Annotated in this window: 16 protein-coding genes; 11 read left to right on the top strand and 5 right to left on the bottom strand. The window is 61.9% G+C overall.

From position 1 onward, the window contains the following. Positions 1-61: 61 nt before the first annotated feature. Positions 62-1,429 (bottom strand): class II fumarate hydratase, encoded by a 1,368-nt coding sequence (fumC, locus tag Q0K15_RS04240; RefSeq protein WP_294512697.1) that lies wholly within the window; start codon positions 1,427-1,429, stop codon positions 62-64. A 126-nt stretch (positions 1,430-1,555) separates the two neighbouring features. Here fumC and Q0K15_RS04245 point away from each other — a divergent pair, with 126 nt between their 5' ends. The 3 genes from Q0K15_RS04245 (at position 1,556) to Q0K15_RS04255 (ending at position 4,902) form a co-directional block, all read left to right on the top strand. Further along, entirely contained in the window at positions 1,556-2,986 is a 1,431-nt protein-coding gene (locus tag Q0K15_RS04245; RefSeq protein ID WP_294512700.1) for a S41 family peptidase, read from the top strand. Positions 2,987-3,080: 94 nt separating this feature from the next. Continuing rightward, positions 3,081-3,587: a sigma-70 family RNA polymerase sigma factor gene (locus Q0K15_RS04250; RefSeq protein WP_294512703.1), complete on the top strand. Its 507-nt coding sequence runs from the start codon at positions 3,081-3,083 to the stop codon at positions 3,585-3,587. Between the two features lie 37 nt (positions 3,588-3,624). Beyond that, positions 3,625-4,902: a DUF4367 domain-containing protein gene (locus Q0K15_RS04255; RefSeq protein WP_294512706.1), complete on the top strand. Its 1,278-nt coding sequence runs from the start codon at positions 3,625-3,627 to the stop codon at positions 4,900-4,902. Between the two features lie 56 nt (positions 4,903-4,958). On the opposite strand, the gene Q0K15_RS04260 is transcribed toward Q0K15_RS04255, so the two are convergent. Next, on the bottom strand, positions 4,959-5,417 hold the full coding sequence (locus Q0K15_RS04260; protein WP_294512708.1) for an Lrp/AsnC family transcriptional regulator: 459 nt from the start codon (positions 5,415-5,417) through the stop codon (positions 4,959-4,961). Positions 5,418-5,694: 277 nt separating this feature from the next. On the opposite strand from Q0K15_RS04260, the gene Q0K15_RS04265 reads away from it, so the two are divergent. The 5 genes from Q0K15_RS04265 to Q0K15_RS04285 all read left to right on the top strand — a co-directional run bounded on the left by Q0K15_RS04265 (position 5,695) and on the right by Q0K15_RS04285 (position 10,067). After that, the gene (locus tag Q0K15_RS04265; protein WP_294512711.1) at positions 5,695-6,276 is read left to right on the top strand and encodes a chromate transporter; all 582 of its coding nucleotides are present in this window, start codon (positions 5,695-5,697) and stop codon (positions 6,274-6,276) included. Then, positions 6,273-6,824 (top strand): chromate transporter, encoded by a 552-nt coding sequence (locus Q0K15_RS04270; protein ID WP_294512715.1) that lies wholly within the window; start codon positions 6,273-6,275, stop codon positions 6,822-6,824. Before Q0K15_RS04265 ends, Q0K15_RS04270 begins: the two co-directional genes overlap by 4 nt. A 173-nt stretch (positions 6,825-6,997) precedes the next feature. Continuing rightward, complete coding sequence (locus Q0K15_RS04275) at positions 6,998-8,422, top strand: Na+/H+ antiporter NhaC family protein (RefSeq protein ID WP_294512719.1); 1,425 nt, start codon at positions 6,998-7,000, stop codon at positions 8,420-8,422. 18 nt (positions 8,423-8,440) lie between these two features. After that, positions 8,441-9,580, top strand: coding sequence for a M20/M25/M40 family metallo-hydrolase (locus Q0K15_RS04280; RefSeq protein WP_294512722.1), 1,140 nt, complete (start codon positions 8,441-8,443; stop codon positions 9,578-9,580). Positions 9,581-9,716: 136 nt separating this feature from the next. Further along, the gene (locus tag Q0K15_RS04285; RefSeq protein WP_294512725.1) at positions 9,717-10,067 is read left to right on the top strand and encodes an arsenate reductase family protein; all 351 of its coding nucleotides are present in this window, start codon (positions 9,717-9,719) and stop codon (positions 10,065-10,067) included. Positions 10,068-10,071: 4 nt separating this feature from the next. Here the strand turns inward: Q0K15_RS04285 and Q0K15_RS04290 are convergent, their stop codons facing one another. After that, the gene (locus tag Q0K15_RS04290; RefSeq protein ID WP_294512728.1) at positions 10,072-11,010 is read right to left on the bottom strand and encodes an alpha/beta hydrolase; all 939 of its coding nucleotides are present in this window, start codon (positions 11,008-11,010) and stop codon (positions 10,072-10,074) included. Positions 11,011-11,158: 148 nt separating this feature from the next. On the opposite strand from Q0K15_RS04290, the gene pepT reads away from it, so the two are divergent. From pepT to Q0K15_RS04305, 3 genes are all read left to right on the top strand, one after another. Then, positions 11,159-12,370 carry a peptidase T gene (gene pepT, locus Q0K15_RS04295; protein WP_294512731.1) on the top strand — a complete coding sequence of 404 codons (1,212 nt, stop codon included), beginning with the start codon at positions 11,159-11,161 and terminating at the stop codon, positions 12,368-12,370. Positions 12,371-12,823: 453 nt separating this feature from the next. Further along, complete coding sequence (locus Q0K15_RS04300; protein WP_294512734.1) at positions 12,824-13,378, top strand: nucleoside-triphosphatase; 555 nt, start codon at positions 12,824-12,826, stop codon at positions 13,376-13,378. Between the two features lie 11 nt (positions 13,379-13,389). Further along, positions 13,390-14,076: a FadR/GntR family transcriptional regulator gene (locus Q0K15_RS04305; RefSeq protein WP_294512738.1), complete on the top strand. Its 687-nt coding sequence runs from the start codon at positions 13,390-13,392 to the stop codon at positions 14,074-14,076. Between the two features lie 68 nt (positions 14,077-14,144). Here the strand turns inward: Q0K15_RS04305 and Q0K15_RS04310 are convergent, their stop codons facing one another. Then, on the bottom strand, positions 14,145-15,149 hold the full coding sequence (locus tag Q0K15_RS04310) for a hypothetical protein (protein WP_294512741.1): 1,005 nt from the start codon (positions 15,147-15,149) through the stop codon (positions 14,145-14,147). Positions 15,150-15,177: 28 nt separating this feature from the next. After that, a complete protein-coding gene (locus tag Q0K15_RS04315) occupies positions 15,178-16,635 on the bottom strand; it encodes an MBOAT family O-acyltransferase (protein WP_294512743.1) in 1,458 nt (485 codons plus the stop codon). Between the last annotated feature and the right edge of the window lie 102 nt (positions 16,636-16,737).

Consider the following 16,737-nt stretch of genomic DNA (forward strand, 5'->3'; position numbering starts at 1 on the left):
ATTCCATTTCATTCCGTCATCTGCGGATGACGGAACTCTGCGAGGCTCTTATACAAAGCGGCTATACCATCTCTTCGGGGTGGAATACTTCGTCAAATTTCTCCGGGGTCAGAAAGCCCAGCTTCACGCAGGCCTCCTTGAGGGAGATGCCCTCGGCGTAGGCCAGCTTGGCGGTCTTGGCGGCGTTGTCATAGCCGATATAGGGGTTGAGGGCGGTGACCAGCATGAGGGAGTTGTGGAGGTTGTGGCGGCACTTGTCCCGGTCGGCGGTGATCCCGGCGGCGCAGTTGCGTTCAAAGGAGACCATGGCGTCGGTCAGGAGCCGGGCCGACTGGAGGAAATTGTGGATGCACACCGGCATGAAGACATTGAGCTCAAAATTGCCCTGGCTGGCCGCCATGCCCACCGCCACGTCGTTGGCCATGACCTGGACGGCCACCATGGTCAACGCTTCACACTGGGTGGGGTTGACCTTGCCAGGCATGATGGACGAGCCGGGTTCATTCTCTGGGATGCGGATCTCCCCCAGGCCGCAGCGGGGGCCCGAGGCCAGCCACCGCACGTCGTTGGCGATCTTCATGAGGTCGGCGGCCAGGGCCTTGAGGGCGCCGTGGGCAAAGACCAGCTCATCCTTGCTGGTGAGAGCGTGGAACTTGTTGGGGGCGGTGACAAAGGCCTTCCCAGTGAGAGAGGCCACCTCTTCAGCCACCGCCGTATCGAAGCCGGCGGGGGCGTTGAGACCGGTGCCCACGGCTGTGCCGCCCAGGGCCAGCTCATGGAGGGGAGGCAGGGCGGCGCGGATGAGGGCGGCGTCCCGCTCCAGGGAGGTCCGCCAGCCGCTGATCTCCTGGCCCAAGGTAATGGGCACCGCATCCTGGAGGTGAGTGCGGCCCGACTTTACCACGTCGGCGTTTTCCGCCTCCAGCCGCTTCAGGGTGGCGGCCAGGCCCTCCAGGGCCGGGAGGAGATGGTCCTCCAGGCTGACCACCGCCGCGATGTGCATGGCGGTGGGGAAGGTGTCGTTGGAGGACTGGGACATGTTCACGTGGTCGTTGGGGTGGAGGAGCTTTTCCCCCAGCAGCTCGTTGCCCCGATTGGCGATGACCTCGTTGACGTTCATGTTGGACTGAGTGCCGGAGCCGGTCTGCCACACTGCCAGAGGGAAGTGGCCCTCCAGCCTGCCGACGAGGATCTCGTCGCAGACGGTGCAGATGGCATCGCACCGGGTCTCGTCCAGCCTGCCCAGCCGCCGGTTGGCCAGGGCGGCACCCTTCTTGAGCAGGGCAAAGGCCCGGATGATCTCCGCGGGCATCTTCTCCACACCAATTTTAAAATTCTCAAAGCTGCGCTGGGTCTGGGCGCCCCAGTACCGGTCCGCCGGTACCTTCATCTCGCCCATGCTGTCCCGCTCTATGCGGTATTCCGCCATAAGCACCCTTCTTTCCGTGCAGATTTCTTCTCTATTTTTATACCACACTTCCCGCCGTCCTTCCACTCTTTGGGTGACAGGGGGAAGGAAAAATGTTAGAATGGGCAAAAAAGGAGGCGCAGGAATGTGAAATTTAGGAAAATCGCTGCCGGGGTCCTCTCCCTGACACTGCTGCTCACCGCCTGCGGTCCGGCGGGGGAGGGAGATGACTTTTCCCAGCTCCTGGCGGAGACGGCGGAGAAAAACGAAGCACTGAATGCGCCCACCGGGGATCTGGATGTATACCGCTATGCTTTCGATCAGGGTGGCCCCCTGCTCACCGAGGCGGAGTTCTCCCTCCTGGGCCGAGAGGAAAAGGCGGTGGGCATCCTGACCGGGGCGGAGGCCAGGGCGGAGGTGGACTATCTCTTCCGGCTGCTGCGGACCTATTACGGCCTCTACACCTGGTTCGGGGGCGACGAGGCCTTCGGGGCGGCGGAGGAGCGGGTCCTCCGTGCTCTGGAGGGACGGGAGGAGATCCCCGTGGGCAGGTACCAGCAGCTTTTGAAGGAGGCCCTGGGCTTTGTGCAGGACGGGCACTTCGGCATCGGGGGCAGCGGCACCCTGGAGCGGTCCGCCCTCTACTGCGCTGAGGGGACGGTCTTTGCCCGCCGGAACGGTACCTTCTACGGCGGAGAAGACCTGGACCGGGCGGTGGTGTCCATCCAGGGAGAGAATCCGGCGGATTATCTGAAGCGGGCCATTGGTCCGGAGGGGGAGCTCACCTGGAAGCTCTACCGAACGGATGTGGCGTCGGGACGGAGCAGCGCCGTGGTGACCTATGCCGACGGGGAGGAGACCCTCATCCTGGACCCGGCGGGCATGGACCCCCTGGACCAGGGGAAGGAGACCTTCCGGCGGGGCACCCTGGCCGGGGCGGAGCTGCTGCAAATGACCGGCATGCCCTTTGTGCCCGGGGACGCCGGGCCGGAGTGGGGCTATGACGGAGCAACTGTGGAGGCTTTTCTGGCGGCGGCGGAGGAGGCGCGGACCGCCGACGGCGTTCTGGTGGTGGACCTCACCTCCAACCCCGGCGGGAATGGGAACCTGCCGGGGGAGTGGTTCCGGGCCTTTACCGGGGAGACACCGGAACCCAATTATGCCACCCTATGCCTGGACCCCTATGACTGGACCCGCCGGGAGGGAGAGGTGAAGGAGGGGGACTATCGGGTCCGGCGGCCGGAGGAGCAGTATCTGGAGCGGGAGGAGGGCCCGTTTCTGGTGGTGCTCACCTCCCGTGGAACTGCCTCTGCCGCCGAGGCTTTTACCGATCTGACCCGGAACGTGGGACGGAGCCTGGTCATCGGCTCCAACACCGGCGGATGCCTCACCGGCTCCCAAACCTACCGGGGCTATCTCCCCTGGTCGGGGACAGAGCTGGCCTGGGGGCTGGACCTCTTTGTCTGGCCGGAGGGCTACTTTGCGGAGGGGGTGGGGCTGGAGCCCGACGTCTACCTCACCGGGCCCAACCAGGAGGCCCGTCTGGAGCAGTTCCTCCAGCGCTATTTGACCGGCTGATGGGGTTTCCGGCAGCATTCCCAAAACGCATGGGATATGATATAATAACCACTATAACTGCGAAGGCGAAAAGAAGTGAGGAGGTGTTTTCCGGATGCAGATGGATTGGGACAGCCGTTTTACTGACCTGTACCGGGAAAACGCCCCCAAAATGTTTGCCTATGCCCTGCGGCAGCTCCGGAACCGGTCGCTGGCGGAGGAGCTGGTGGAGGAGGCCTTCGTCCGGCTGCTCCAGCAGAAGGAGGGGCTGGGGGATCACCCCAATCTGGAGGGCTGGCTGTGGAAGACCCTCCAGCACCTGATCCTCACCGAGGTGAAGCTGGCCAAGTACCACCGCGAGGTACCCCTGGAGGACGCCAACACCTGGGCGGCCAGGGAGGAGGAACGGCCGGCGCTGGCCGAGGCCCTGCCCGAGGGACTCAGTGACAGCGAGCGGGAGGTGCTGCTCCTCTTTTACGAGGAGGAGTGCTCTCACCAGGAGATCGCCCGGCGCCTGGGCATCTCGGAGATGAACTCCCGGACCCGGCTGTTCCGGGCCAAAAACCACTGCAAAAAACTTTTGGAAATAAATTTCCAGATGTGTCACAAATCCAGCGGCTGAATCGATATATGGGATGAGAGAATGGGAGGTGATGGACATGGACAAGGAAGAGCGGAAGGCCGCGGAGGCGGAGCGGCTTACAGAGGACCTTTCCGATTACCTGGACGGGGTATCGGAGGAGGACTTTGACCCGGTGGCGGTGGAGCGATGGCTAGCCGCAGCGGAGGAGCTGGACGGCGCGGAGGATTCCTTCGACGCCGGGGCCGCCGAGGCGGCGTTCCGGGCACGGCACGGGGACCTCTTCCCCAGGCCGGTGTCCAGCCCCGAGGTGAGACGAAATCTCCGTCCCAGACGGCTCCTGCCCCGGTTGGCCGGTATCGCTGCGGCGGCGGTGCTGGTGGTGGCCCTGGCGGCCCAGAGCCTGGGTGTGGACCTCTTCCGGCATGCAGCCAGCTGGACCCGCGGTGAGTTTACCTTCTCCACGGGGGAGAGCGAGATGCCGGAGACAGTCAGCTATTCCCATGGGCAGGCGGCGCTGGACGCCTATGACGTCCGGGTGCCCATGATGCCCACCTGGAATCCCGCCTGGGAGGGGGACGACGTCCCGGGGCTGGACGTGACGGTCACCGAGGAGGCCGACGGCACCCTCGTCTTTACCGAGGACCACCGCACAGATGCCGGTGACGGCTACACCTTCGTGGTCCGGCAGCGGAAGGACAAACAGCAGGCAGAGGCCGACATTCAGGGCAAGGACGAGCCAGACACCATCGTCTATGAATTTGACGGCAGGAACTATTATATTCTCCCCCTGGATGCAGAACAGTACCGCATCACCTGGGCCTGCGGCCGATATTCCGGCGAGATCTGGGGCGATATGGACCTGGAGCAGGCCAAGCACTTTGTGCGCTCCATTACAGAGCCGGATGAGTGGGTGTATACGGCGCCCGATATGAGCATCCCGCCGAAGTATGAGACCATCCAGGAGGCTATGGAGGCTGCCGGCATCGACACCGGTTATGCCCCCGCATGGCTGCCGGAGGGCTTTGTGACGGTGGAGTCCGACACCTACGTATCCGAGGAGACGGGTTGGTATTCGGCCTATCTCTTTGCCACCGACGTGGAGGGCGAGCGGAATCTTTCCCTCTCCTTCGACCTCCGTACCAATCCCGGCGGGGTGGGGACCACGGTCTATCCCAAGGACGACACCCCCGTCGTCACCTTTGAGAAGTGCGGCATCACCTTCTACATCATCAGCAACGGCCCATGGCGCAGTGTGGCCTGGATGGATGGCGGAGTGGCCGGCTCCATCGGTGGGAACCTGACCGAGGAGGAGTGCCGCCAGATCGTGGACTCCATCCCCCGGTATGCGGACTGAACAGGACAGAAGAAATGTGGAAAGCCTCCGTTCCCACGGGAACGGAGGCTTTTCTGTCAGATCCGCATGCCTTTCCGGGTCTTAATGCGGGAGATAATGAGCTCGCTGCTGATATGCTCGATGCCGGGCAGCGGATAGAGCTTCTCCATGACGAAGTGTTCCAGATCCTGGTTCATCTCCAGCACCGCATGGACGTGGAGCTTGCTCTCACCCGTCATAAGGTACATGTCGGTGACCGCCTCCTCGGCGGCCAGGGCGTCGGCCACCTGGTGCAGGCAGGAGGGGGATACCCGGATGTCGAAGAATACCGAAACATTCCGGCCGATCTTCTCCGGGTCCAGGACCACAGTGTACTGCTCGATGACGCCGCTCTTCTCCAGGGCGTCGATGCGGTTTTTCACGGCGGCCCGGCTCAGGCCCACCCGCTCGGCAATCTCAATGAGTGAGGCCCGGGCGTTCTCGATCAATATGCTCAGGATCTGCTGATCCACGCTGTCCAAACCCTTGCTTTTCACAGTGATTCCCCCAAATCAGGAGCCCTCTGGTGCCGTGGACGGCAGGGCACGCTCAATTCGTGGTCTATTGTAGAAGATTCTCACCAGAGGTGCAAGTGTTTTTTCAAAAAAATAAAACAAAGTGCAAGGCTGCAATATTTGTTTTGAACAGCAAAATCGAAAATTATATGTCAAAGTGAAAAATCCATGTTGCATTTTGCGAATGAGAGGAGTAAGATAGGCACGACAACCGGAGAGAGGGACTCTCCTGAAAACTGTGGAGTAGGAGGAAACGGAATTGAAGCGGCTCTTTGAGATCTTTGGTATCTTCTTCAAAATCGGGCTCTTCACCATCGGCGGCGGCTACGCCATGCTGCCGATCATCCAGAAAGAGGTGGTGGAGAGCAAAGGCTGGATGACGGACGAGGAGTTCCTGGACGCCATCTCCCTGACCAACAGTCTGCCCGGCCCTCTGGCCACCAACTCGGCCACCTTTGTGGGCTACCGCGTGGCGGGGGTGCCCGGTTCCTTTGCGGGGGTGCTGGGCGCGGCGACCCCCAGCGTCATCATCATCCTGCTCATCGCCATGGTCTTTACCAACATCATTGATTACCCGGTGGTGCAGAACGTCTTCAACGGCGTGCGTCCCGCCGTGGTGGCCCTCATCTTCTACGCGGTGGTCAAGCTGGCCCGCTCCGCCAAGGTGGGGGAGTACTTCAACTGGCTGGTGGCCCTGGCGGGCTTTGCCGCCATCGCCGTGTTCGGCCTGCACCCCATCGTGGTGGTGGTGTGCCCCGCGATCTATGGCATTTTCATCCGCAACAGTGTGGTGAAGGCAGTGGATGCCAGCCGCGGTAAGAAGGAGGAAGAGAAGAAATGATCGAGCTTTTGATCCAGGCCTGCATCTCCTTTCTGAAGATCGGAGCCTTTTCCTTCGGCGGCGGCTACGCCGTGGTGGCCTTTATCCAGCGGGAAGTGGTGGACGGCCACGGCTGGATCTCCCCGGAGGACTTTGTCAACATCGTGGCCATCGCCGAGATGACCCCCGGCCCCATCGCCGTCAACTCTTCCACCTTCGTGGGCTATAACCTCTTCGGTGTGCTGGGAGGCATCCTGTGCTCGGTGTCCACTCTGGCCATCCCCTTTATCCTGGCCCTCATCGTGGCCATCTATTTCTCCAAGTTCAAGGACAACATCTACCTGAAAAACGCCCTGTCCGGTATCCGGCCCGCCGTCATCGGCCTTATCGCCGCCTCCTGCCTCTCTGTGGGCAAGATCTCCTTTACCAGCTGGCACAGTGTGATCTTCTTCGCTGTGGCCCTTGTTATGGTGTGGAAGTGTAAGGTGAACCCCATCATCACCCTCATCACCTGCGGTGTGCTGGGCGCTGTTTTGTATGGCTGGCTCTTTCCCCTGATGGGGATCTGATCGGCGTTCAAGGAAGAACGACATATAGGCGGGAGCAGGGCAAAGGCGGCCCGCTTCCGCCTGTATGTCATTTTTTATTGCGTTTATTATTTCACACGATATAATGTGTGTGGAATAACGGCCCTGGACAGGCAAGACTCCGCCCGGGACCGGAGAAAGAGGAGGAATGAACAGTGAGTGAAACTACACAGCGCAAGATCGTCAAACCCTGGCAGGCCTTGCTGATGATCGTTGTCGGCATCGCCATCATCTTCCTGGGCCTTATGGTGTTCAAGGCCAAAAACCACGTGATCCTGCTGACCGATGGCGTCGTGATGTGCGTCATGGCCTGCTGCTTCGGCATCAAGTATGACGACCTGCAGGCCGACATCAAAGCCACCATCAACTCCATGCTGGTGGCCATCCTGATTCTCATCGCCGTGGGTGTCCTGGTGGGCACCTGGATGATCTCCGGCACCGTGCCCATCATGATCTACTACGGCATGAAGGTCCTGACCCCCGGCCTGTTCCTGCCCATCACCTGCATCGTCTGCACCCTCATGTCCACCATGGCGGGTACCTCCTGGGGCACTCTGGCCACCGTGGGCGTGGCCTTTATGGGTGTGGCCCAGGGCCTGGGCGTGCCCCTGCCCGTCACCGCCGGTGCCATCTGCGTGGGTGCCTTCTTCGGTGACAAGGTCTCCCCCCTGTCCGATTCCCCTGTCCTTGTGTCCAGCGTCACCGACGTGCCCCTGATGGACGGTATCAAGCACGCCCTGCTCTCCACCGGTCCGGCCTGGCTTGTCTCCCTGGTGTTTCTCACCGTCTACGGGACGCAGTTCCACAGCGGAACGGTGGGCGGCGAGGTCTATGACGCCATCATGAGCACCGTTACCACCAGCTTCCATCTCAATCCCCTGCTGCTGCTGCCCCCCATCGTGGTGGTGGTCCTCATCGTCATGAAGAAGCCCACTCTGCCTACGTTCACCGCCGGAATCGTGGTGGGCGCCGTCCTGGCGGTGGTCTTCCAGGGCACCCCCCTCATCCAGACCACCGACGGAGCTCAGAGCATTTTCATGGCCATGTATGAGGGCTACACCGGTGACACCGGCAACGACATCGTCAACAGCATGATCCAGCGCGGCGGCCTCACCAGTATGCTCAACACCATTGGTCTGCTGATCTCCGCCGGCGTTTTCGGTGCACCCCTGCGCACCGCCGGTGTGGTGGATATTCTGCTGGACTATGTCCGCAAGATTGCCCACAACGGCAAGGTCATGGCCACCGGCGTACTGATCCTCCACGGCGTTTTCTTCACCATCACGGGCGCCTACTACGTCTCTTATCCTGTGGTTGGCTCCATGGTGAAGGACATGTTCTTCGAGTATGGTCTGGACAAGAAGAACCTCATGCGTATCATGCTGGACACCGGCACGGGCCTTGCTCCCCTTGTGCCCTGGGCCACTACAGGCGCCTATGTGGCCAGCACCCTGGGGGTGGACAACATGTCCCTGGCCCCCTTTGCCCCCATGCTCTGGCTGTCCATCGTGATCTCTGTGGTCATGGGCCTGACCGGCATCGGCATGGTCAAGCTGAAGGACCAGAAGGCCGTTCATTAAGAGAGGGAGGAACTCGATATGGAAAAGATCATCCAGCGCTGGTATGACATGATCCGCATCAACTCGGTCAACGGCCACGAGGTAGATCTGGCCGACTATGTGGCCAAAGAGCTGCGAGCCATGGGGCTGGAGCCCCGATACAGCTACTTCCCCGAGGACCAGGAGGCCAAGGTCCGGCCCTCGGTCTGGACCGTTCTGGACAGCGGGAAGCCGGGCAAGACCGTGATGCTCATCGGCCATATCGATACGGTGGCCGTGGCCAACGGCTGGAACACCGATCCCTTCACCCCCACCGAGGACGGGGACAAGGTCCACGGCCTGGGCGCCATGGACATGAAGGGCGGCCTGGCTGCCATCCTGGACACCCTGGAGTACTATTCCCAGCACAAGGAGGCCTTCAATGGCCGCATTGAAGCCTGCTTTGTCTCCGATGAGGAGGGGCTCTCCAAGGGCACCTATCAGTTGGTAGAGGAGGGTATCGGCGCCGACTACGCCATCATGGCTGAGTGCCGCTACGATAATGTGGCCATCGGTTTCCGCGGCCGGTTCAGCTTTGAGGTGACGGTCCACGGTGTGGCCGCCCACGCCAGTTACTACCCCGCCGTGGGGGAGAACGCCCTCATCACCGGCGGAAAGCTGGCCGCCGCCATTGAGGCCCTGCCCACCCTCACCCACCCCAACCTGAAGCACGGCACCTGGTGCGTGCGCTACATGGAGGGCGGCAATGCCGGCACCCTGGTGGTGCCCGACAGCTGCTACCTCTTTGTGGACCGGTACGTGGTCCCCGGCGAGACCGAGGAGACCTGCATCGCCCAGATGGCGGAGGCCGCCCGGGACCTGGGTCTGGAGGGCAAGGTGGACATCCGCCTCAAGCCCCGGTCCTCCCCCTACATGCAGTCCTTCGCCCTGGAGCCCGACGACTTCCTGGTCACCACCCTTCAGGCCAAGTTCAAGGAGGTCACCGGCGGAGAGCTTCCCGTGGCCTATGATCCTTCGGTCTGCGATTCCAATATCCTGGCCGTCTCCCTGGGTATCCCTACCGTCACCTTCGGCCCCTCCGGCGGAGGCATGCACGCCGCCAACGAGTATGGCTACCCCTGGCAGGTGAAGAACTGCGCCGAGATCTACAAGCGCACCCTGGCCGAGCTGCTGAAATAAGGCAAAAGGAGACCGCCGGCGCCACCTTCTGAGTGGAGCCGGCGGTCTATGCGTTTGGTACAGGATTGCGGTCTGGGGCGGGATATGGTATAACAGCAGTAACAGCCGCCGGATGGCGGAGGAAGGAGCAGAACATATGTTATTTGTATGGTATCCCAAGTGCAGCACCTGTCAGAGGGCCAAAAAGTGGCTGGACGCCCAGGGCAAGGCCGCAGAGGTCCGGGACATCAAGGCGCAGCCCCCCACGGCGGAGGAACTGTCGGCCTGGCAGGAGAAGAGCGGCCTCCCCTTGAAGAAGTTCTTCAACACCAGCGGACAGTCCTACCGGGCCCTGGGCCTGAAGGACCGGCTGGACACCATGGACCGGGCCGAGCAGCTCGCCCTCCTGGCCGGGGACGGCATGCTGGTGAAGCGGCCCATCCTGGTGGACGGAGACAGGGTGCTGGTGGGCTTCAAGGAGGCCGACTGGGCCGCCGCTTTGGACTGAGCCATCAGGTCTCCAAATGGTTTTCCAGCCAGGTGAGGAGATCTGCAAAGACCTCCTCCCGGTTGGTCTCGTTGAGGAGCTCGTGGCGGGCGCCGGGGTAGAGCTTGACCGTCAGGTCCCGGCAGCCGGCCCGGCGGAAAAAGCCCTCCACCGTCCGGACGCCCTTGCCTCGTCCACCCACCGGATCGGCGTCTCCGGAAAAGATGCCCACCGGAGTATCAGGGTCCATTTTGGCCAGCCCTTTGGAGTCGGAGATCCGCTGGAGTCCCCCCATCATGTCCCGGAACATCCCCACCGTGGGGACAAAGCGACATAAGGGATCGGAGACATAGGCATCCACCACGGCGGTATCCCGGCTGATCCAGTCGGCGCCGGTGCGGGCGGGACGGAATTGGGCATTGTACGCCCCCAGGGACAGGGCGGTGACCAGGGGGCTGTGGTGGCGGTTTCCCCGCAGACGGCACAGAGCGCCGGAGACCGCCTTGCCGAAGGCCACCAGGGCGGGGGCCTCCTGACCGGTGCCCAGGAGCAGACAGCCGTCCACCGTACCCGGGTACTCGATGAGATAGGTCCGGGCCACAAAGGAGCCCATGGAGTGGCCCAGCAGAAAGTGGGGGACACCGGGGAAGCGGCTGTCCAGGTCGTCATGGAGAGTCTTTACGTCCCGTACCAGGTAGTCCCACCCGTCCTTATCACTGAAAAAGCCGTATTCGCTCTTATCCAGAGCGGTGCCGCCGTGGCCCAGGTGGTCGTGGCCCGCCACTGCAAAGCCGTGATTGGTGAGGAACCGGGCAAAGGCGTCGTACCGGCCTATATATTCCGAGATACCGTGGACCAGCTGTACCGCGGCCCGCGGCGTCTGGTCCTGAGGGAGCCACCGGAGACCGTGGATCTGGTGGACGCCGTCGCTGGAGGGAAAGTGAAATTCCTCCCGTAAGGCCATAGCGATCACGCTCCTTTTATGTTAAAATAGATCTGTCATGATCTGGCGGGACGGCGCCTGTCCGTCCTGCCGTTACCCAAAGTTTAGCCCAAGGGGCGCCCGCCGTCAATGTTGGATGCGCCGCCTGGGGGAAAGGATCTGATCACCCATGCATGTCGTTGAACGTTTTTTACGGTATGTCTCTTATGATACCCAGTCCAGCGAGGACTCCACCACCGTGCCCACCACGGAGAAGCAGAAGGTCTTAGGAGCCGCTCTGGCCCAGGAGCTCTCTGAGCTGGGGCTCCACGGGGCCAAGCTGGATGAGTACGGCTACGTCTACGGCTGGCTCCCCGCCACCGTGGGCTGCGAGGGGGTTCCCTGCCTGGGACTCATCGCTCACATGGACACCGCGCCTTCCGCCCCCGGCGCCGATATCCACCCCAAGGTGGTCCACTACGAGGGCGGGGACATCCCCCTCTCCGAGAGCGTGGTCATGCGGGCGTCCGAGTTTGCCAGCCTGTCCCGGTATGTGGGCCAGGACCTGATCGTCACCGACGGCACCACCCTGCTGGGCGCCGACGACAAGGCCGGTGTGGCCGAGATCCTCACCGCCGTGGAGTATCTGGCCGCCCATCCTGAGATCCCCCACGGCCGCATTGCCGTGGCCATCACCCCCGACGAGGAGGTGGGCAGCGGCGCCGACCACTTCGACGTGGAGGGCTTCGGTGCCGCCGCGGCTTACACCGTGGACGGCGGCGAGCTGGGTGAGCTGGAGTATGAGAACTTTAACGCCGCCTCCGCCAAGGTGACCGTCCGGGGCTTCAATATCCACCCCGGCTCTGCCAAGAACAAGATGCGCAACGCCTGCCTTATGGCCCTGGAGTTTGTCAACATGCTGCCCCCGGCAGAGACCCCCGCCCATACTGAGGGCTATGAGGGCTTCTATCACCTGGGCCATATGGAGGGCGATGAGACGGAGGCGCGTCTGGAATTCATCATCCGTGACCACGACCGGGCCCGTTTTGAGGAGCGGAAGGAGCGGATGAACCTCATTGCCGCCTACCTCAACGGGAAGTATGGCCCCACCACCGTCCAGGTGGAGTTGAAAGACTCCTACTACAATATGAAGACACAGATTGAGCCTCACATGTATCTCATCCACCGTGCCCGTGCGGCCTTTGCCAAGGTGGGCGTAGAGGCCCAGGAGGTGCCCATCCGGGGCGGTACTGACGGTGCCCGCCTGTCCTATATGGGCCTGCCCTGTCCCAACCTGTCCACCGGCGGTGCCAACTTCCACGGTGTCATGGAGTATATCCCTGTCCAGTCCATGGAAAAGATGGTCCAGGTCCTGGTGGAGCTGGTCACCGAACAGAAATAAAAGCGCTTTGACCGCCCCGCCGGGCAACCGGCAGGGCGGTTTTTGTGTGGGGCAGGCCCGATGTGGGACGGGAAAAGGGGAACGGCAAGTGATGAAAAATGTATTTTAACCGCCAGGGAGACCGCGATCAGCTGGAAAAAGTAGAATAATTGGTAGGACAACTTAAAGGCATTGGTCATATCAACGATTTTAAAAGAGGCCCTACCCTTTTTGGTGAAATGTGCTATAATAATGACTGCTGAGTCAATTGCGAGGCGGTTTATTTGTGCAGCGTACACCCGTAATCCCTGAAAAGATAGCGGATGGTCTACCCTTTTTTCGATTTGGTCCTATTTTTGCCTGATGACTGTAAATTGTTGGTTTTGTGCAATGCGCGGTGAGATTTGGTAAAAAGGATCTTCTTGGCATGCAAAATGCTGGGAAAACAGCCGGTGTGCGCCGAGGTGAACAACAATGTATGTATTTTTGACTGGACCGAGCGGGGTGGGCAAGTCCACCGCGCTGGACCGTACTCTGGCCCTTTTGGGGGTCAGGCTCGGAGGATTCCGCACGGGCTTTGCGCCGGACCGCACTCGGCTGTGTCTGTGGCCGGCTTGGGAGACGCCGGACTGGTCGGAGGAACATACGGTAGCACGGATGGTGCATGGGCGCCTGACCGGTGACCCGGCGGCTTTTGACCGGCTGGGTCCTCCCATTCTGGCGGAGAGCCGGTCCTGGGCAAGGCTTCTGGTGCTGGACGAGCTGGGCTGGCTGGAGCGGGATGCGGCGGCCTTTCGCCGGGCCGTGTGGGACAGCGTGGCGGGAGATCTCCCGGTACTGGGTGTGATCAAGCCGGAGCGGCAGCGGACCGGTACCTGGCTGGAGTCGCTGGTGCAGGCGCCTGACGGTACCGTGGTGACAGTGGATACGGCCAACCGGGACAACCTGCCGGTTTTGCTGGCGGAGCAATTTGGTGAAACTCTGGCCGGTATGGAGAAAAAACAGGAAAGAGCTGGGAACAAGCGATGAAGGAAGAAAGTTTGCAGCAGGGCAAAGCCTATGAGCGTGTAATCACATATATCAAGAGTGAGATCCTCAAGGGGGATCTCAAGCAGGGAGAAAAGCTGCCGCCGGAGCGGGAACTGGCGGAGAAGCTGGGGGTGGGCCGGAACTCGGTCCGGGAAGCCCTGCGGACCCTGAGCCTGATGGGCTTTATCTCCAGTACCCAGGGGGCGGGGAATTTTGTCTCCTGCGACATCGAAAAGAATCTGGCTGAATCCACCCAGATGATGATGCTCCTGGGGGCCACTGATTACCGGCAGGTCAGTGAGCTGCGGCAGGGCCTGGAGAGCCAGGCGGTGCTGCTGGCCTCGGAGCGGATCACCCCCGCCCAGCTCAGCGAGCTGGAGGATATCGTTTGGCAGCTCAGGGACGAGAACGACCTGGAGCGGAGCACCATGCTGGACAAGCGCCTCCACTACCTCATCGGTGAGGCGGCTGGCAATCCCCTCATCATGGTCATCCTCCGCGCCATGAGTGAGACCATCGACAGCTTCATCAGCCACATGCGGGAGAAGATGATGAAGGACGAGGTCTACCGCAAGAAGCTTCAGGACAGTCACCAGGGGATCGTTTTGGCCCTTCAGGACCGCAACGGCACCGAGGCTGTCCGCATGATGCGGGAGCATTTCCAGGTGGTGGACAGCGCTATGGTGGACCTGTTTTAAGGGACTGCCGAAGACAATGCAAACATGTAAAAGAGGTCCTGTGGCCAATGGCCACAGGACCTCTTGGTTTAATCGGGGACCATATGCCGCTCCTGAACCGTCCACTTCCAGGCACTTGCATTTTCTGCCGTCTGCGCTCTGGGGGAAAGCCCCAGCTCGTCGGTGAGAAAGTTTCCCAGCCAGGCGGAGAAAATGGCGGCGCCCTCCTGGTTGAGGTGGCCGGGGTCATAGTAGTGGAGGGTGGGGGTGATGCCGATGGACTGGCTCTCCTCCGTCCAGTCGAAGAAGGAGATGCCCAGCTCCGCCGCGTCAGCGGCGATGCGCTCCCGGGTGTCAGCGGGGAGCTGGCTGTAGGTGGGGTGAAAGACCAGAGCCAGGGGGATGCCGTGCTTCTCGCACAGGTCAGCGATCTTTGCGAGCCAGACGAGGTTCTCATCATAGACCTCCTCCGGCTGGGGGGCCCTGGTGAAGGGACCGTCGGCGATCTGCGCAAAGACACCGTTCACCGGGGTAAAGCCCTTCAGGGTGTCGGTCTCCGAGGGGAGAAGGGCGTCAGCGGCCTCGCTCACCGTCAGCTCCTTCCACCGGCTGTGGTAAAAGTAGAGAGGGAAGAGGAGGCCGGTGCGCAGCTCCGGCTCCGAGGCGGTAAAGATGGCCCCCAGCTGGTTGAGCCCGGCGGGCATGTAGCCCACGTTGACCTGGGTGTAGCTCTGATACTGCTGGAAGGCCAGGGCAGAGCCCTCCAGCACCGCCAGGGAAGGCTTTTGGGTCTTGAAAGCCTCACGGAGGTACCAGTAGGTCTGGGACAGGGTCTGTTCCGGCCCGGCCAGCACATACCCGGTAAGGCCGGTCTCGTCGTAGATCTCTACCGGGTCCACGTCGCAGTAGGCGTAGGAGCTGCCCAGGTAGAGGTAGTCCAGGCTGTCCCTGGGCTCGGCCAGATAGGGGCCCCAGACGGCGCCGTAGTCCACCCGGACAGGCCGGAAGGCCAGGGAGAGGAGGCCGATGAGAAGGGCGGCCAGGATCAGAAAGAGAAGGGCGAAGATGGGCTCCCGCCATTTGGAAGTTCGCAAAAGGGACCACTCCGTTTCGTGTGCCATGTCAGAATTTAAAGTAGATGAAGTCCTGGGGGTCATAGCCGGTGCCGTAGACACCAAAGATCAGCACCGACAACAGAAGAGCCAGGGCAAGGACCCAGCGGACAGGCCGGGACAGGGAGAAGAAAGTCTGACGAGGGCTTCCACGGAGGACGGAGAAGAGGTCCACCGCCAGCAGGAGAAGCACCGCCAAAGCCACCACTACCAGCTCGGGCAGGTCCAGGCCCCAGGCGGAGAAGGGGCGGGTGAGCCAGGGTCCGATAAGCATGGCCCCGAAGATGGACAGGGAGTGGGTGAAGGAGCCGCCTTTGAAGAAGACCCAGGCCACAGTGCTCAGAAGAAAGGTGATGACCACCTGGAGCACAATGGTGAAGGGGGCATCGTCGGCCAGACCCAGCCTGCGGCGGATGCGGTCCCGCGCCTTCTGGGTCATACCGCCAATGACCTGATAGATGCCGTTGAGGAGTCCCCACACCACAAAAGAGAGGGCGGCGCCATGCCACAGGCCGCTGACGGCGAAGACGATGAGGACGTTGAGGTACTTCCGCCGCCTGCCCTTCCGGCTGCCTCCCAGGGGGATGTAGAGGTAGTCCCGGAACCAGGAGGACAGGGAGATGTGCCAGCGCCGCCAGAACTCCCCGATGGAGCGGGAGAAGTAGGGAGTGCGGAAATTCTCCATGAGGTGGAAGCCCATGACCTCGGCACAGCCCAGGGCCATGTCGGAGTAGGCGGAGAAGTCGCAGTAGATCTGGATGGAGAAGGCGATGGCGGCGGCCGCCACCTGGAGCCGGCCGAAGCTGTCCGGGGCGGCATACACAGTGGAGACCATCAGGCCCAGCCGGTCGGCGATGACCAGCTTCTTGAAGGCGCCCCACAGGAAGCGCAGCAGCCCCCGCCGAAGATTTTCCCAGCAGAAGGGGGCAGGTTTGCGGAATTGGGGTAGCAGACTGCCGGCCCGGCCGATGGGGCCGGAGAGCAGGTAGGGGAAGCAGGAGAGGAAGAGGGCCAGATCCAGATAGGACTTCTCCGCCGGACGGTCCCGGCGATAGACGTCGATGAGGTAGCCCGCCGCCATGAAGAGGTAGAAGGAGAGGCCGGCGGGGAGAATCAGGTCCAGGGCGGGGGAGGAGAAGGCCAGCCCAGCGGCGGTAAGGAGCCTCTCCAGCAAGTTTAGAGAGAACGTCAGATATTTGAGGAGAAAGAGGGTCCCGAAGAGGAGTACCAGGAGGACGGCCAGAATGGCCTTCCGCTGCCTGCCGCTGTACCTGTCCAGGAGCCGGGCACCCAGATAGGTGACTACGGTGGCGGCCAGCAGGGAGAGGAGATGCTCCGGGCCGCCGCACAGGAGGAACCACCAGCTGGCGCACAGGAGCCAGAGCCGCCGACTGGCGGCGGGTAGCAAAAACCAGACCAGGGTGACCACAGGGAAGAAGAGGAAGAAGCCGGGGGAGAGGAAACTCATGGAGGGGGGGCACCTTCTTTCGGCGGGGGAATAGAGAGGGGCCGGGAGGACCGGCCAACCGCAGATGATTTCCTCTATTTTACCCGACAAACCTCCAAATGG

This window comes from uncultured Intestinimonas sp., from assembly GCF_944387245.1.
Classification (GTDB): Bacteria; Bacillota; Clostridia; order Oscillospirales; family Oscillospiraceae; genus Intestinimonas.

Bases quoted from the DNA above. Each gene is read 5' to 3' on its own strand.
- fumC (WP_294512697.1), bottom strand. From the start codon at position 1,429: ATGGCGGAATACCGCATAGAGCGGGACAGCATGGGCGAGATGAAGGTA.
- Q0K15_RS04250 (WP_294512703.1), top strand. From the start codon at position 3,081: ATGCAGATGGATTGGGACAGCCGTTTTACTGACCTGTACCGGGAAAAC.
- Q0K15_RS04255 (WP_294512706.1), top strand. From the start codon at position 3,625: ATGGACAAGGAAGAGCGGAAGGCCGCGGAGGCGGAGCGGCTTACAGAG.
- Q0K15_RS04270 (WP_294512715.1), top strand. From the start codon at position 6,273: ATGATCGAGCTTTTGATCCAGGCCTGCATCTCCTTTCTGAAGATCGGA.
- Q0K15_RS04280 (WP_294512722.1), top strand. From the start codon at position 8,441: ATGGAAAAGATCATCCAGCGCTGGTATGACATGATCCGCATCAACTCG.
- Q0K15_RS04285 (WP_294512725.1), top strand. From the start codon at position 9,717: ATGTTATTTGTATGGTATCCCAAGTGCAGCACCTGTCAGAGGGCCAAA.
- Q0K15_RS04290 (WP_294512728.1), bottom strand. From the start codon at position 11,010: ATGGCCTTACGGGAGGAATTTCACTTTCCCTCCAGCGACGGCGTCCAC.
- pepT (WP_294512731.1), top strand. From the start codon at position 11,159: ATGCATGTCGTTGAACGTTTTTTACGGTATGTCTCTTATGATACCCAG.
- Q0K15_RS04300 (WP_294512734.1), top strand. From the start codon at position 12,824: ATGTATGTATTTTTGACTGGACCGAGCGGGGTGGGCAAGTCCACCGCG.
- Q0K15_RS04315 (WP_294512743.1), bottom strand. From the start codon at position 16,635: ATGAGTTTCCTCTCCCCCGGCTTCTTCCTCTTCTTCCCTGTGGTCACC.